Annotated in this window: 15 protein-coding genes; 6 read left to right on the forward strand and 9 right to left on the reverse strand. The window is 64.5% G+C overall.

From position 1 onward, the window contains the following. Position 1 precedes the first annotated feature (1 nt). Genes VSR82_RS30880 through VSR82_RS30890 form a run of 3 tightly spaced genes read left to right on the forward strand, consistent with a single transcriptional unit; the run spans position 2 to position 3,020 of the window. Complete coding sequence (locus VSR82_RS30880) at positions 2–820, forward strand: class II aldolase/adducin family protein (protein WP_410848290.1); 819 nt, start codon at positions 2–4, stop codon at positions 818–820. Next, on the forward strand, positions 820–1,416 hold the full coding sequence (locus VSR82_RS30885) for a cysteine dioxygenase family protein (protein ID WP_410848289.1): 597 nt from the start codon (positions 820–822) through the stop codon (positions 1,414–1,416). Before VSR82_RS30880 ends, VSR82_RS30885 begins: the two co-directional genes overlap by 1 nt. Then, positions 1,413–3,020 carry a rhodanese-related sulfurtransferase gene (locus VSR82_RS30890; protein ID WP_429455692.1) on the forward strand — a complete coding sequence of 536 codons (1,608 nt, stop codon included), beginning with the start codon at positions 1,413–1,415 and terminating at the stop codon, positions 3,018–3,020. The genes VSR82_RS30885 and VSR82_RS30890 overlap by 4 nt, the downstream gene beginning before the upstream one ends. Before the next feature lie 8 nt (positions 3,021–3,028). Here the strand turns inward: VSR82_RS30890 and VSR82_RS30895 are convergent, their stop codons facing one another. Continuing rightward, positions 3,029–3,943, reverse strand: a complete 915-nt coding sequence (locus tag VSR82_RS30895) for a LysR family transcriptional regulator (RefSeq protein ID WP_368581773.1) — start codon at positions 3,941–3,943, stop codon at positions 3,029–3,031. Positions 3,944–4,134: 191 nt separating this feature from the next. On the opposite strand from VSR82_RS30895, the gene VSR82_RS30900 reads away from it, so the two are divergent. From VSR82_RS30900 to VSR82_RS30910, 3 genes are read left to right on the forward strand one after another with little or no spacing between them, the layout of a single operon-like run. After that, complete coding sequence (locus VSR82_RS30900) at positions 4,135–5,091, forward strand: ABC transporter substrate-binding protein (RefSeq protein ID WP_410848496.1); 957 nt, start codon at positions 4,135–4,137, stop codon at positions 5,089–5,091. Between the two features lie 11 nt (positions 5,092–5,102). Beyond that, a complete protein-coding gene (locus tag VSR82_RS30905) occupies positions 5,103–6,329 on the forward strand; it encodes an acyl-CoA dehydrogenase family protein (protein WP_498858310.1) in 1,227 nt (408 codons plus the stop codon). Continuing rightward, positions 6,326–7,414: an LLM class flavin-dependent oxidoreductase gene (locus VSR82_RS30910; protein ID WP_429455694.1), complete on the forward strand. Its 1,089-nt coding sequence runs from the start codon at positions 6,326–6,328 to the stop codon at positions 7,412–7,414. The genes VSR82_RS30905 and VSR82_RS30910 overlap by 4 nt, the downstream gene beginning before the upstream one ends. A 63-nt stretch (positions 7,415–7,477) precedes the next feature. Here the strand turns inward: VSR82_RS30910 and VSR82_RS30915 are convergent, their stop codons facing one another. The 8 genes from VSR82_RS30915 to VSR82_RS30950 all read right to left on the reverse strand — a co-directional run bounded on the left by VSR82_RS30915 (position 7,478) and on the right by VSR82_RS30950 (position 15,517). Then, the gene (locus VSR82_RS30915) at positions 7,478–8,512 is read right to left on the reverse strand and encodes an ABC transporter substrate-binding protein (RefSeq protein ID WP_368581769.1); all 1,035 of its coding nucleotides are present in this window, start codon (positions 8,510–8,512) and stop codon (positions 7,478–7,480) included. Between the two features lie 54 nt (positions 8,513–8,566). After that, positions 8,567–9,403: an ABC transporter ATP-binding protein gene (locus VSR82_RS30920; protein ID WP_410848283.1), complete on the reverse strand. Its 837-nt coding sequence runs from the start codon at positions 9,401–9,403 to the stop codon at positions 8,567–8,569. After that, entirely contained in the window at positions 9,397–10,440 is a 1,044-nt protein-coding gene (locus VSR82_RS30925) for an ABC transporter permease (protein WP_368581767.1), read from the reverse strand. The genes VSR82_RS30920 and VSR82_RS30925 overlap by 7 nt, the downstream gene beginning before the upstream one ends. A 21-nt stretch (positions 10,441–10,461) precedes the next feature. Then, a complete protein-coding gene (locus tag VSR82_RS30930) occupies positions 10,462–11,475 on the reverse strand; it encodes an ABC transporter substrate-binding protein (RefSeq protein WP_429455695.1) in 1,014 nt (337 codons plus the stop codon). 390 nt (positions 11,476–11,865) lie between these two features. Then, positions 11,866–12,183: a 4Fe-4S binding protein gene (locus VSR82_RS30935; RefSeq protein ID WP_368581764.1), complete on the reverse strand. Its 318-nt coding sequence runs from the start codon at positions 12,181–12,183 to the stop codon at positions 11,866–11,868. After that, a complete protein-coding gene (locus VSR82_RS30940; RefSeq protein WP_429455696.1) occupies positions 12,180–13,829 on the reverse strand; it encodes an FAD-dependent oxidoreductase in 1,650 nt (549 codons plus the stop codon). Before VSR82_RS30940 ends, VSR82_RS30935 begins: the two co-directional genes overlap by 4 nt. Before the next feature lie 55 nt (positions 13,830–13,884). Next, positions 13,885–14,697: an ABC transporter permease gene (locus VSR82_RS30945; protein WP_429455697.1), complete on the reverse strand. Its 813-nt coding sequence runs from the start codon at positions 14,695–14,697 to the stop codon at positions 13,885–13,887. A 19-nt stretch (positions 14,698–14,716) separates the two neighbouring features. Further along, complete coding sequence (locus tag VSR82_RS30950) at positions 14,717–15,517, reverse strand: ABC transporter ATP-binding protein (RefSeq protein WP_368581761.1); 801 nt, start codon at positions 15,515–15,517, stop codon at positions 14,717–14,719. Between the last annotated feature and the right edge of the window lie 14 nt (positions 15,518–15,531).

Consider the following 15,531-nt stretch of genomic DNA (forward strand, 5'->3'; position numbering starts at 1 on the left):
CATGAGCACCCTTCTCGCCGCCGATCAACCGTCGCTCGTGCGGCGTCACGCACCCGTGCGCAAGTTCTGGTTCGACGAAGAACCGGAACCTCAACGTACGCTTGCAGAAGAACGTCTGCATCGTCAGCAACGTCTTGCGGGCGCATTTCGACTGTTCGCGCAATATGGCTTTGCGCAAGGTCTCGCGGGCCATATCACCGCGCGCGATCCCGAATGGACCGATCACTTCTGGGTCAATCCGCTGGGTCGGCATTTCGGCCGCATGCGCGTGTCCGATCTGCTGCTGGTGAATCGCCACGGCGAAATCGTGGTGGGCGATGGTCCTGTGAATCAGGCTGCGTTTGCCATTCACGCTGCCATTCACGAGGCGCGCCCCGATGTCGTCGCAGCCGCTCACACGCATTCGCTGTATGGCAAGGCATGGTCGACGCTCGGCCGAAAGCTCGATCCGTTGACGCAGGACTCGTGCGCGTTCTACGAAGACCACGCGCTGTTCGATGATTTTCGTGGCGTCGTGCTCGATACGACGGAAGGCGCGCGCATTGCAGATGCCCTCGGGTCGCGCAAGGCCGTGATCCTGAAGAATCATGGCATTCTGACAGCAGGCCCAACAGTCGAAGCAGCTGCATGGTGGTACATCGCGCTCGACAACGCATGCCACGCTCAACTGCTCGCGGAAGCGGCAGGCACGCCGCAGCCGATTCCTCACGACATGGCAGACCTCACGCATCAGCAGGTCGGCCGCGCAAACGGTGCGCGTCATGCATTCGACAGTCTGTATGAAGGGCTGATCGAAAGCGAACGGGAGTTGCTCGACTGATGGCCATTCACAAACTGAGGCACTTTGTCGGCGAGATTGCGGAACTCGTCGATGCCGGCGTCGATGAAGCCGGGCTGCTCGATCAGGCCGCGCTTGCGCTGCGCGAACTGATCCGCGTCGACGACTGGCTGCCCAATGCCTACGCGCAGCCGTCCGTCGAACGCTACCAGCAATTTCTGCTCTACGCCGACGCACGTCAACGCTTTAGCGTCGTCAGCTTCGTCTGGGGTCCGGGCCAGCAGACGCCGATTCACGATCACACCGTGTGGGGACTCATCGGTGTGCTGCGCGGCGCGGAACTTGCCGCACCCTACGCGCGCAACGACGACGGCACGCTATGCGTGGCGGGCGCCGAAGTACGTCTCGAAGCGGGCGATGTCGAAGCGGTGTCGCCCGCCATCGGCGACATTCATCGCGTGCGCAATGCGTACGACGACCGCACGTCCGTCAGCATCCACGTTTATGGTGCGAACATCGGCGCGGTGCGCCGCTCCACGTATCCGCCAAACGAGCGGCCAAAACCCTTTATTTCAGGCTATTCGAACGACACGCTCCCCAACCTGTGGGATCTCAGCAAGGAAATACCTCTTTCATGACGTCATATCCCGTCCGCACGTATGAAGACGTGCGCGAAGCGCTGCTCGCGCGCCGAGAAATCGCGCTGCTCGATGTGCGCGAGGAAGACCCGCACGCACAGGCTCATCCGCTTTTCGCCGCGAATTTTCCGCTGTCGAAGATCGAACTCGACGCGTACACGCGTTTGCCGCGCCGCGACGTGCCCATCGTGCTATTCGACGCAGGCGAAGGACTTGCGACGCGCGCCGGCGACAAGCTCGCTTCGCTCGGCTACACGCAGATCGCGCTGCTGGCGGGCGGACTCGACGGATGGATTCGCGCCGGCGGAGAAGTGTTCCGCGACGTCAACGTGCCGAGCAAGGCTTTCGGCGAATTCGTCGAAGCGCAGCGGCATACGCCTTCGCTTTCCGCCGAGGCGGTCGGAACCCTGCTTGAAAGCGGTGACGACGTCGTCGTGCTCGACGCGCGACGCTTCGACGAATATCAGACGATGAACATTCCCGGCAGCATCAGCGTGCCCGGCGCGGAACTCGTGCTGCGCGCGCGAGCGCTCGCGCCAGATCCTAAAACGCGTGTGATCGTCAATTGCGCGGGCCGCACACGCAGCATCATCGGCACGCAATCGCTAGTCAATGCGGGGCTGCCGAACCCCGTCGCGGCGCTGCGCAACGGCACCATCGGCTGGACGCTCGCGGGGCAGACGCTGGAGCACGGCAGCAGCCGTCGGTTCGATGCCGAGGCCGGTCTCGATCAGACGAACCTCGCTGCATCGCGCACCGCAGCGCGCGCGCTCGCCGACCGCGCGGGCGTCCAACGCACGACGCCCGATGAAGCCGCTCGCTGGGCGTCCGATCCGTCGCGCACCACGTATCGCTTCGATGTGCGCACGCCTGCCGAATACGAACGCGCGCATGCACCGGGGTTTCAGGGCGCGCCGGGCGGCCAGCTCGTGCAGGAGACGGACATGTTCGCGCCCGTGCGCGGCGCGCGCGTCGTGCTGTTCGACGACGACGGCGTGCGCGCCAACATGACAGCATCTTGGCTCGCGCAGATGAACATCGACGTCTACGTGATCGATGACGCTGCCGGACAGGAACTCACGGCTAGTGGCCCCTGGCGCAGCACGAAGCCGGAGCCCGCGCACACCCCCGCTTTATCCGCGGAAGAACTCGCCGCGCTGCTCGCCGATCCATCGAGCCGCACCGTGGTGATCGACGTTACGTCGAGCGCGAACCACGTGAAGGCGCATATTCCGGGTGCGCACTGGATTGTGCGTTCGCGCCTGTCGAACGATGTCGACGATCTTCGCGCGCTGCCCGACGCGAAACGTTATGTCGTCACCTGCGCGACCAACGCGCTCGCACCGTTCGCGGCCCCCGAAGTTGCCTCGCTAACGGGTAAGCCCGTGCATGTGCTGGAGGGCGGCACATCAGCGTGGATACGTGCGGGATTTGCGACCGAATCGGGAGACGCCCGGCTCGCTTCGCCGCGTATCGATCGTTATCGTCGTCCGTATGAAGGGACCGACAATGCGCGCGAAGCGATGAACGCGTATCTGGAATGGGAATACGGCCTCGTCGCGCAACTCGATCGCGACGGCACGCATGGGTTTTTCGTGATCTAAGCGCGCCATCAGGCGGCGCGTGACAGGCGTGCCGCCGCCTTGAAGCTCTGTTCGACGCTTTCCGCGAGTACGGCGAGCGCGGACTGCATCTTGCCCAACGCGCGCGAACGTACGATCCACACGGCGATTTCAGGTTTGAAGTCGGTGATCTGAACCACGTCGAGGTGCGCTGCATGCACGCTGCTGCGCAGCAACGGCAGCGGAACCAGCCCCAGGCCAACGCCGTCGGCGACGAGTCCGAGCTGCAATTCTGTGCCGAGCGTTTCGAGGTTGAGCTTCAGCGTGTAGCCTTTCGCCGCGAGAGCCTGCTGCAAGCCCGCGCGAAAACCGCAGCCATCGGGATTTAACACCCAGCCATACGCCTCGCATTCGGCGAGCGCATAAGCACGCTTCTTCATGCTGCCCTTTTGCGCGACCACAGCCAGCTTCAGTTCGCCCAGCGTTTCGCCTGCGAGCGTTTCCTGTAACGCCCGGTTCGTTGGCAGCAGCACGAACGCCGCATCCAGTTCGCCCTCGTCGACCTTCTGCAGCAGCGGGTTGCCCCATCCCGTCGACACCCGCGCCCGCAACTCGGGATGCGCACTGCGCAGCGTATGGAGAGCCTTCAGCATCGCCACATCGGCAACCGTCTGTGCGACGCCGAGGCGCAATACACCCGCGAGTGGCGCGTCGTCCGCGACCAGATGCCTGAGCGCGTCCACCTCGCGCACGATGACACGGCATTGCTCGAAAACGACGCGGCCCATCGGCGTCGTCTTCAGCGGTTTCGTATTGCGATCGAGCAGCTCGACGCCGAGCGCCTCTTCGAAGTTCTGGATGCGGCGCGTCACGGCAGGTTGCGTCAGTGCGAGAGAATCGGCGGCCTGACTCAGCGACTGGCTGCGCACGACGGCAACGAAGGCCTCGATTTCATCGAGTTTCATGGATGATCTTGTCGTTGATTGAAGTGTTGGTGGAGCGACATTAGCGTGCAACCGCCCGCATGCTCAAGCGGTACTTCCCGCTTTCCGTTTTCCTCCCACGCATATTAACAAAGAAGAACAATGCGTTTGCCTTATAAAACCTGCGACCGTATCGTGTGTTCTTATCCAACTACCTCATGCTGCGCTCCCTCATGCACTTTTTTCCCAATCGATTCCTGCAAAGATTTTCCGGCCTTCTGATTTGCGCGATCGTCGCGAGCGCATCGCCTGTCGCGCTGGCAGACACGACGCTGAAAGTCGGCGACCAGCAGTTGCAGACGCGAGGCATACTCGAAGCGTCAGGCCAGTTGAAGGACGTGCCCTACAAGATCGAATGGTTCAACTTCCCTGCTGCGCAACCGCTGGGAGAGGCGCTCAACGCGGGGGCAATCGACGTCGGCGGCCTCGGCGATGCGCCGCTGATCTTCGCGTACGCAGCGGGCGCGCGAGTGCGTGCAGTAGCCGCAACGCGCTCGACGCCGACGGATCTCGCGATCATCGTGCCTGACGCATCGCCCATCAGGACGGCCGCCGATCTCAAGGGCAAGCGCATCGCGACCACGCGCGGCTCAATCGGCCATTACCTCGCGATCGCGACACTCGAACGCGCGGGCATCAAGCTCTCGGATGTATCGCTGCGCTTCATGCAGCCCGCCGACGCAAAAGCAGCGCTCGCGTCCGGCAACGTCGACGCGTGGTCCACGTGGGACCCGTATGTCGCGCTCGCCGAGCAGCGCGATCACGATCGCAGCATCGCGAATGGCGTCAATCTGTCTTCTGGCCTTAGCTTCCAGGCTGCGACCGAAACGTCCATCAAGGACAAGCATGCCGAAATCGCCGATTTCCTCAAGCGCGTCGCGGCCGGCCAGCGCTGGGCGCTCTCGCATCCGGACGAAGTGGCCGCAATGCAATCGAAAGTGACGGGCTTACCGCCCGAAGTGCTGAAGACCGTGTATCAGCGCGCGCAACTGCATCCCGTCGTCATCGACGATGGCCTCATCGCCGAACAGCAAAAGACGGCCGATCTCTATCACCGTGCGGATGTGATCAAGACACCGCTCGATGTCACGAAGAGTTTCGACCGGCAATTTCCGCTCTCCGCACAGTGAACCGACCGACCATGACCAGCCGTCAACCCGAAGCCGCGCTTGCCGATGTAGAACGCGACGCCGATGCGCTCGAAGCACTCGCCGATCTCGACAGTCCGCAAGCCGATGCGTGGCTCGCCGCGCTGACGGCCGAATTCGGCGCAGGCGCCGCCGCGCTCGACGCCGGCCCGATCTTCCCGCACGAGAACCTCGCCCGTCTGCGTCGCGCGGGCCTGCTTTCGCTGACCGTGCCGCGCGCGCTCGGCGGACGCGAAGCCACGCTTACACAGGCGCTCAAAGTGGTCCGCGCGGTAGCGCGCGGCGAACCTTCGACGGCGCTGATTCTCGTCATGCAATGCCTCTACCATTTGCGCCTGCAAGCCAATCAAAACTGGCCACTCGCGCTGAAACAACGCATTGCGCGCGATGCCGTCGAACGCGGCGCGCTGATCAACTCGTTGCGCGTCGAGCCCGAACTCGGCTCACCTTCGCGTGGCGGTCTGCCCGCCACGGTTGGCCGCAGCGAAGGCAATCATTGGATACTGAGCGGCCGCAAGCTGTATTCGACGGGCAGTCCCGGTCTGACCTGGTTCGCCGTGTGGGGACGCACGGACGAAGCGGCACCGCGAGTCGGCACGTGGCTCGTTCATCGCGACACGCCGGGCATCCGTTTCGGCGAGCCGTGGAATCATCTGGGCATGCGCGCGACGGGCAGCCACGAAGTGATCTTCGACAACGTACGCGTACCGTTCGACCAGGCCGTCGATCTTCAACCGCCCGGCCCGACCAACGGCATGGACCCGGTGACGAGCCTGTGGATGAACGTGTTGCTGCCATCGATCTACGACGGCGTCGCACGCGCCGCGCGCGACTGGTTCGTGCAGTGGGCGGCGCAACGCGTGCCTTCGGGACTGAACGCCCCGCTATCGACGCTCGACAGTTTTCAGCAGACGGTGGGGCGCATCGATGCGCTGCTGTTCAACAACCGCGTGCTGCTCAATGCAGGCGCAGCCGGCCAGATCGGTACGGTCGAAGCGCCGACCATCAAGTATCTCGTCAGCCAGCACGCTATCGATGCCGTCGAGCTCGCACTCGAAGCGAGCAGCAATCCTGGCCTCAGTCGCAACAACGCACTGGAGCGCCACTACCGCGACGTGCTGTGCGCGCGCATTCACACACCGCAGAACGACACCGTGCTCGGCAATCTGGGCCGCGCCGCATTCACCATCACTTCACCCACGAGGAGCGAACCCAGATGAGCGTCGAATTCATCGGCTATGTGAGCCATCAGGAATCGAGCGAGATTCATTTGCCGAAAGGACCTGCGGTCAATCCGCCGTACATTGCCGCCGTCGCGCAAGCGCATGAATATGGCGGCTTCGACCGTGTGCTGATTGCGCACTCGAGCGCGTCGCCCGACGGCTTCCAGATTGCGTCGTTCGTCGCGCAGCAGACGAAGCGCCTGGGCATCCTGCTCGCGCATCGTCCGGGCTTCGTCGCGCCGACGCTCGCCGCGCGGCAGCTCGCGACACTCGATCACTTCAGCGCGGGACGCGCTGCCGTGCACATCATCTCGGGCGGCGACGACGCGGAGCAGCAGCGCGATGGCGATTATCTGTCGCACGCTGACCGGTATCGGCGCACCGACGAATATCTCGATGTGGTCAAGCGCTCCTGGACCAGCGATCAACCGTTCGATCACGATGGCGCGTTTTACCGCGTGACGGGCCACAAGTCGCAGATTCGTCCGTTGCAGCGGTCTCATTTGCCGGTGTATTTCGGCGGATCGTCCGAGCCGGCGATCGAGGTCGCGGGCAAGCACGCCGACGTCTACGCGCTGTGGGGCGAGTCGCTCGCGGCCGTCGAAGAGACCATCGCGAAGGTGCGCAAAGCCGCCGCGCGCTATGGCCGCGAACAGCATGTGCGTTTCAGCCTGTCTCTGCGTCCCATCATCGCGCCCACCGAAGACGCCGCATGGGCGCGCGCCGAATCCATTCTCGAGCGCGCGAAAGACATTGTCGCCACGTCGCCGAATTTCACGCGCCGGCCGAAGAACCCGCAGAACGTCGGCTCGCAACGGCTGCTCGCCGAAGCCGATAAGGGCAATGTCGTCGATACGCGACTGTGGACCGGCATTACCGCGCTCACGCGTGCGGCGGGCAATTCGACGTCGCTGGTCGGCACGCCGCAACAGGTGGCCGACGCGCTGCTCGAATATCACAAGCTAGGCGTATCGACCTTCCTGATTCGCGGCTTCGATCCGCTCGAAGATGCGCTGGCGTATGGCCGGGATCTGTTGCCTGTGGTGCGCGCCGCCGTCGCGCGCCAAACGGCACCCGCTTGATTATCTCTCTCACGCAACCGACGCGCGCCTGCTAACCAGGCGCGCGTCGCGGCTTTTTGCACGTCAGGCAAGCACGTCCGAAAACACACGCGCCGCGAAACGGTCCGAATTGGTACCGTCGTTCAACACGCCGACCGATTTCAGATCGTCGGCATAGAGCGCGATTTCCTTCTTGAACGCATCGCCCACCGGATGATGGTGGTCCGTATGGCTCTTGAGCATCGCCGTCAGTTGCTCGACATTCGCGCCCGGCGCGTTCGGCGCGAAGATCGCGGCGGCCTGCGCGGGGTTGTTCGCGGTCCACTCGGTCGCTTCGAGCAAGGCCTGAGTCAGCGCTTGCGCCGTCGCGCGGTCCTTGCGGATCAGCGAGCCGCGCACGCCCAGCACGCAGCACACACGGTTCGCGTACTCGCCGCACAGGTTGTTCGACACTTCCTGCAAATGGTCGCCTTCGCGCAAGGTCCAGATGGTCGGGTCGCCATCGGCGATCGCCTGCACTTCGCCCTTTTTCAATGCTTCGCCAAGCAGCGGAGCGGGATATTGACGCCAGTGCACATCGTTGTCCGGATCGACGCCGATCTTCTTTAGCGTGACCGCGAAGAAATTCTTCGCGGGGCTCGCCATGTCGCTCACGCCGACCGTGCGTCCCTTAAGCCCCTGAAGATCGACGATCCCCGACGCCTTCGTCGCGAGCAGTCTCATGCAGCCGCCGTGAATGCCCGCCGTCAGTTTCACGTCGAAGCCCTGTTCAAGCGGTTTGATCCAGCGCAGCGCCATGCCGACGCCTGCATCCGATTTGCCGGTTGCGATCGCTTCGAGCAGCTGGTCGGTCGAGCCTGCGAAGTTGACCAGTTCAACTTGCAAGCCATGCTTGCGGAAAAAACCCTGCTTCTCCGCGACCGGCACGGGCGCGGTGCAGATCGCCGACGCGTTCCATGAAAGCTTGAGCGGCTTCAGCGCTTCGTCAGCCGATGCGCGCACGCCCGGCAGTCCGAACGCCGCGCCGCCCAGCGCAGCAGCGCCGGCGGCCCACGCGGTGTTGCGCAGCCACACGCGGCGCGCGGCGTTCGATGGCTGATTGTCGTCGGTATGGTTCATCGTGTTGCTTCCCTGTGCTTGAGTGGATGGTCTATGGCCGCGTCTGCGCGCGGGCTACGTTTCGAGGCCCAGCAGCCCCAGTACATCGCGGCGCAACGACACCAGCGCGGGATCGTCGCGATGGCGCGGATACGGCGCGTCGTTGCGAACCTCGGAAACGATGCGCGCCGGCCGTTCGCTCAGCACGATCACGCGGTTCGCGACGTACAGCGCTTCCTCGACGTCGTGTGTGACGAGCAGCACGGAAAACCTTTCCGCCTGCCACAGCCGCACGAGTTCCGCCTGCATGCGGATACGCGTCAGCGAATCGAGCTTGCCGAACGGTTCGTCGAGCACGAGAAGGCGCGGGTTATTGACCAGCGCGCGCGCGAGTGCCGCGCGCTGCGCCATCCCGCCCGACAGTTGATGCGGAAACGCGTTCGCAAACGCGGACAGGCCGACCGTCTGCAGCGCTGCGTCGATACGTTCCGCAGTTTCGCGCTTCGCCTGATCGCCGCGTGCTTTGCGCTGCGCCTGGGGACCGAGCCCGACGTTGTCGCGCACCGTGCGCCACGGAAACAGCGTCGGGTCCTGAAACACGACGACGCGCGACGGATCGGGACCAGCGATCGCTTCGCCGTCTGCGTGGATCTCGCCGCGCGCGGGCGCATCGAGGCCGGCGACGAGCCTCAGCAACGTCGATTTGCCGCAGCCGCTAGCGCCGAGCAGCGCGACGAACTCGCCGGGCTCGACCGTGAGGCTGATGTTGTCGAGCACGGGCAGCGCCTCGCCGCGCAGCGTGAATTGATGGCTGACCTCGCGCACATCGACTCGCGTGCCTCGCCGCGCGTGAGCGGACGACGCCTGCCGAAACGACCCGGAAAACGATTGAGACAGAGAAGCGGCTACCATTTGAGCAATCCTTTTTGCCATGTCAGCAGACGGTCACGCACGCGAAACAGCAACGTGATGAGCCCCGAGCACATCAGCGCCATCACGAGCAGCGCGGCGTACATGTTCGAATAGGCGGCCCAGCCCTGCGCCCATTGCAGATACCAGCCGAGGCCCGCTTTCACGCCCATCATCTCCGCGATGATCAACACCGCGAACGACGCGCCCAGACCCATGAACAGCCCGACGAATACAGAAGGCAACGCAGCCGGAATGGCGACGCGAAGAATCAGGAACGATGGCCGCGCGCCGAGAGTGCGGGCCACGTCGTAATACGCGGAACTCACGCTCGCTACACCGGACCATGTGAGCACGGCGACCGGGAACGCGGCAGCGAGTGCGATCAGGAACACGCTTGCACTGAAGCTCGACGGGAAAAAGAAGAAGGCGAGCGGCAGCCACGCGGTGGCGGGCAACGGACCCACAAGGCGCAGGATCGGATGAAGCCAATACCCCACCGCCTTCGACCAGCCGATGCTGACGCCGATCACGAAGCCCGCCAGCGCGCCGCACACGTAGCCATACGCGAGCAACACGAACGAGTGGCCGACGCTCGACGCGAGTCTCGGCAGATCGTCCGCATAGACGGCGAGCAATGCTTGCGGGGGCGCGAAGAACGGACGCGGCAGCCATTCGAGCTGCGCGGTGACCACTTCCCATGCCGTCAATCCGATAGACAGCGCCAACAGCCAGGGCGCCGCGTTGAGCCACGCCTGCACGCGCAGACGCTTTGCGCTTGCCGCGTGTGTCGAGGCATTCACTCTCCAGCCCGCCACGCCGATACCCGCCGATAACACCGCGAACAGCAGCTTGAGGATCAGCAGTTCACGCGTGTATGGCCAGTCGTCGAGTGCGGGCCACCACTGCGTGATCGCCGCGCCGCCGAGCCATCCAAGCGCGGCGAGCCCGGACACGATCAGCTTGGGGTCGTGCCGCGCAGTGCTCGCGGCATCGGCGGCAAGATTGGCCCGAGGGAAAGTTTGTGTTTGCGTGGACATGTCGCGCTCCGTCAGTCGAGGTCATGCGCTGGCAAGATGGGTTTCCGAGATCGCGCGCACGTCGATCCGGCGTGGCAGGATCGCGTCGCGGTTCGCGCTGTCGGCTACTTTTTGCAGCGCTTCGATGTCCGCGTCGGTGACGAAGTGCTGCTTCAGCGAAGCGCGCTGCGTGATCTGCTTCGCGGCGTCGAGTGGCGAGCGCGTGAGCGTCGCGTAGATCTGCGCATAGGCATCGGGGTTCGCAAGGGCCCAATCGCCGGCGCGTTGATAGCGCTTCAGGACATCGGCAATCGCCGCGCGTTTGCGCGGGTCCGTCAGCGAGTTGCCCGACGCAGTGATGAAGCCGAGGCCGCTGTTGATCCCGCTGCCGTCGCGCAGCACCCTGCCGCCGCGCTGCACGGCGATTCCGTAGTACGGGTCGAAGGTCGCCCACACTTCGATCGAACCGGACGCGAAGGCGGCGAACGCGTCGACCGGCAGAATGAAGCGCACGTTGACGTCATCTTTTGATAAACCCGCTTCCGCCAGCGCGCCATAAAGCTGGAACTGCGAAATGCTGCCGCGCGCCGACGAGACGAACACCGTGCGCCCCTTGAGGTCGGCCACGGTGCGAATAGTCGAATTCGGGCTCACCAGGATGCCGAGTTGCGCGCCCGACCCGACGCGGGTCGCCACGATTTTCAACGACGGGTCGCCCACTGCCGCGGCGAGCACTGGCAGGTCGCCCGCAGGCGCGAGATCGACGGCGCCCGCGCGTTGCGCTTCGAACAAGGGCGCGGCGCCCTGGAAGTTAGCCCAGCGGTATGCGTAAGGTGCGCCGTCCAGTACATTCGATGCTTCGATCAGCGCCCGCGTGCCGCCGGCCTGATCGCCGAGCACCAGCGTTACGCCGTTGCTTGCCGTGCTCGCGTTTGGACTGGCCGCGGACACGCTTTGCCCACGTGCCGCGGCGGCCATTGCGGCGAGCGGCGCTGCAGTGAGCGCACGCAACACGCGTCGCCGCGTGGAAAAAGACGCTGGAACGGAAGGGGTCATAAGTCCTCGCCGAAGATAGTCAGCACAGAGTAGCGAGGAAGGACCCGCGTGAGAATTATTCGATTTCGATATGTTTATATTTATTCAATATTTATGTTTTGCATGTCAGCAACGCATCAATAGGTGAGTGCGCGTCCAGCGCGTGATGCGATGCCACGTTCGGGGGAGACGTGGCTTATCCGGGAATAGGAGCCGTCGCGACGCGGATCGGATCACGCGGGCTCGGTCGTCACGCCCCAGGTGAGGGTGCCGCCCGAAACCGGCTTCTTCGACGCGCTTTGCCGCGCCTCTTGCGCGGAGTCCGCGCGGTAAGCTCAACGATGTATATGGGCTAAGCGTGGCAGCGCGTCGAACATAAGCTAATTCTGCGCACCCGAAGACTTATGCCGTTCAATGAACACGAGCCAGCAATTCGAAACTCGCGTCCTGATCGGCGGTAGGCTGCCGGTCGCGCCCCCAGCCAATCGCGCGACGGTACTGACCGAATTCGACCGGACGCACTTCCCCCTTCGGCAACGGCTCGACTTGCGGCGCGACGAAGAGCGCATCTTCCGGGCAATACAGTTCGCACATGAAGCATGTCTGGCAATCGCTCTGACGCTCGATACGCGGCGGTTCGTTCGGCACGACCTCGAACACGTTGACCGGACACGCCCGCACGCAGATATTGCAGCCGGTGCAGCGCTCGCTATCGACAATCTCGATCATGCGGCAACTCCTTTGACGAAATCCGCCGAGCGTCGTGCATCCAGTCTTTCGACCCACACTCTGTCCAGTCCGCTGCTCAACAACCGTTCGCGCTGCGCCGGGTCCGGCGTCGCATGCTCCTTCCTCCGATGCATGCCGCGCGTCTCGGTGCGTTGCAACGCGCTGCGATACATCCAGCGCGAGGTTGCCAGCATCGCTGCCGCCTCGCGCGCACGCACGGCCTCCTGTGCGCTGCGTGCTGGAGCCGCCCGGCGTACCCGCTGCCATAGCGTATCCAGGCGCGTCAGCGAGTCTTCGAGCAGCGCGCCGTCGCGCGTCCAGTTGCGTTGCGTGGGAAACACTTCCTGCTGCACGCCCCGGATGACTTCATCGGCGTCATAAGGCGCACTGCCGCCGCCGTCGCGCAGCGCCACGCCTCCGGCGCGCACGACGCATGTTGAGCGCGTAGCGCCCCGTCGTGAGCGCGCATAGTCCGCTGCGCCCGCGCCGGCCCAAAAGCCGGACGACATCGCCCACGCCGCGTTATGGCTGCCGCCTCCGGTAAAGCCGCCGCAGATGAGCTCGCGCGTGGCCGCATCGCCAGCCGCATACAAGCCCTCGGCGGACGTCGCGCAGGACTCGTCGATCAGATGCAGACCACCGGTTCCACGCACCGTGCCTTCGAGGCGCAGCGTAACGGGAAACCGCTGCGCGAATGGGTCGATGCCCTGACGGTCGAACGGCAGAAAGAAGTTGGGCTGCGCCTTGCGCATCCATGCGCGGACCTGTTCGTCGGCGCGATCGAGGCGCGCGTACACCGGCTGGCTCTCCAGAACCTGAGCGATCACACCGCGCCCATGAGACGATCCCGCGCCGGGAATCGCCGATCCGTCGCGATAGTAGAAAGTCGCCCAGTTGTAAAACAGCGATTTGGTCACCGACGAAAACGCGGGCCCAAGTCCATACGCATTCGAGAACTCCATGCCCGACAGAACCGCGCCCACTTCGGCGGCCATCAGCTGGCCGTCGCCCGTCAGCACGTTGCAGCCGAGCGCGTTGCTGAGAAACGCGCAGCCGCCCGTCGCGATCACCACTGCGCCCGCGCGCGCGAGCCACTGCTCGCCCGCCTGACGATCGACACCCGCAGCACCCGACACCGTGCCGTCCTCGTCGATCAGCAATTCGAGCGCGGGGCTGTGGTCAAGGATGCGCACGCCCGCCTCCTTGACGCGCTTGCGCATCAGCCGCATGTACTCAGGCCCTTGCAGCGACGTGCGCCGCTCGGTGCCGGTTTCGTCGAGCGGGAACGGATAGCCCCACTCCGCGAGTTGCTGCACGTTCAGCCAGGTCTGCTCCAGCACGCGATCCATCCACGACTGGTCCGCGAGTTCGCCGCCGAGCTTGAAGCGGCTCGCTTTCGCGGCAGCGCGCGATGTCCCGTCCGGCGGCACATACCAGACGCCGGTGCCCGCTGGCGCGGTCGCGCCCGACGTGCCGCAGAAGCCTTTGTCCGCAAGCACGACTCGCGCGCCGCGCGCGGACGCGCTGATCGCCGCCCACGCGCCGGCGGGACCGCCGCCGATCACGAGAACGTCGGCATCGTGCCGCGTGCCCTTATCCGCGTGAGTGACCCTGGGCGCACCGCTTCTCGCCGGATTGTCCGTCATGAAAATGCATCTCCTGTGATGACCGTTGCCGTTCCCTCACGAAGCCAAAGCGCGCTCAGCGCTCGCCTTTCCAGGCCGTGAGCCGCCGCTCCGCAAGCAACACCGCGTGATTGAAGACGAGCCCGAGCAGCGCGAGCGTGACGATGCCCGCGTACATCTTCGGAATCTCGAACGTGAATTGCGAGTAATTGACGAGGTAGCCGAGCCCCGCCTTCGCGCCGACCATCTCGGCGGCGATCAGCACGAGAATCGAATAGGCCGCCGCGACGCGTATGCCGGTGAACACAGCCGGGACCGATGCTGGCAATACGACTTTGCGAAACAGTTGCACCGGCGTCAGTCCCATCGACAACGCCGAGCGGATCAGGAGCGGATCGACGTTGCGCACGCCGCTCACGGTGTTGAGCATGACAGGCCACACGCACGAATAGACGACCATCGACACCTTCGAGGTCTCGCCCATTCCCAGCACCAGCACGAACACCGGAAGCAGCGCGAGCGGCGCGGTATTGCGAAACAGTTCGAGCAGCGGATCGAGCATTTCGGCCAGCGTTCGATACCAGCCAATCACTAAACCGAACGGCACGCCAACCGCGACTGCGATCGTGAACCCCGCGAGCGCTCGCGACGCGCTGGCGAACAAGTGTTGTTCAAGCTCGCCCGAACGCAGCATCTCGACCAGCGCGCCAAGCACCGTCGAAAAAGGCGGCAGAAACGTCGCGTCGATCCAGCCAGCACGCGGCAGAATCTCCCACAGCGCACAGAACGCGACGATCACGACACCGCCGCGCAGCACGCGCGACAATGTCGATACGAGACCAGTCGCCCACGAGCCAGCCGACGAAAAGCGGGTGGATAACGTACTCATCTTCGTTCGGGCTCCAGGTTCAGGCCGCATGCGCGACCGCCGCGCGCGAGACCGCGCGCGGCTGATGCGTCAGTTGCCAGATCTCGTGTCTCAGCTGCACGAACTCAGGTTTGGAGCGCAGGTCTTCATTCAGGTCGAGCCGCTCCAGATTCACGTCGAGCGCATGCGTGACACGTCCCGGCGCTGCCGCCATCACCAGCACGCGCTGCCCGAGATAGATCGCCTCATCGATCGAATGCGTGATGAACACGATCGTGGTGCCCGTGCGTTGCCAGATCCGCAGCAGTTCGTCTTGCAGTGTCTCGCGGGTCTGAGCGTCGAGCGCGGCAAAGGGCTCGTCCATCAGCAGCACGTCGGGCTCGAATGACAACGCGCGCGCGATCGCAACACGCTGCTTCATCCCGCCCGACAGTTCATGCGGATAGCGGTCGCCGAAACCGCTCAGGCCCACGAGTCCGAGGAATGCGCGAGCCTTCTCCGTGCGCTCCGGTTTCGGCACGCCTTTCGCCGCGAGGCCGAACTCGATGTTGCCGAGCGCGGTCTGCCACGGAAACAGCGCGTACTGCTGAAACACCACGCCCCGGTCGAGACCCGGCCCTTCGACCGCGCGGCCATCGACGAGAATCTGTCCACGGTCGGGCTTCGCCAATCCCGCGATCAGATCGAGCAGCGTAGTCTTGCCGCAGCCGCTGGGTCCGACGAGCGTCACGAACTCGCCAGCGGCCACGTTGAACGACACGTCCTCCAGCACGCTGAAGTGTCCGCGCCGCTTCAGATGAAAACCTTTCGTGACGTTGCGCACGCCGATTGCAGCACCCATCGCAGGCCTCGGAA

The organism is Burkholderia sp. JPY481, assembly GCF_038900515.1.
In the GTDB taxonomy this organism is placed as follows: domain Bacteria; phylum Pseudomonadota; class Gammaproteobacteria; order Burkholderiales; family Burkholderiaceae; genus Paraburkholderia; species Paraburkholderia youngii.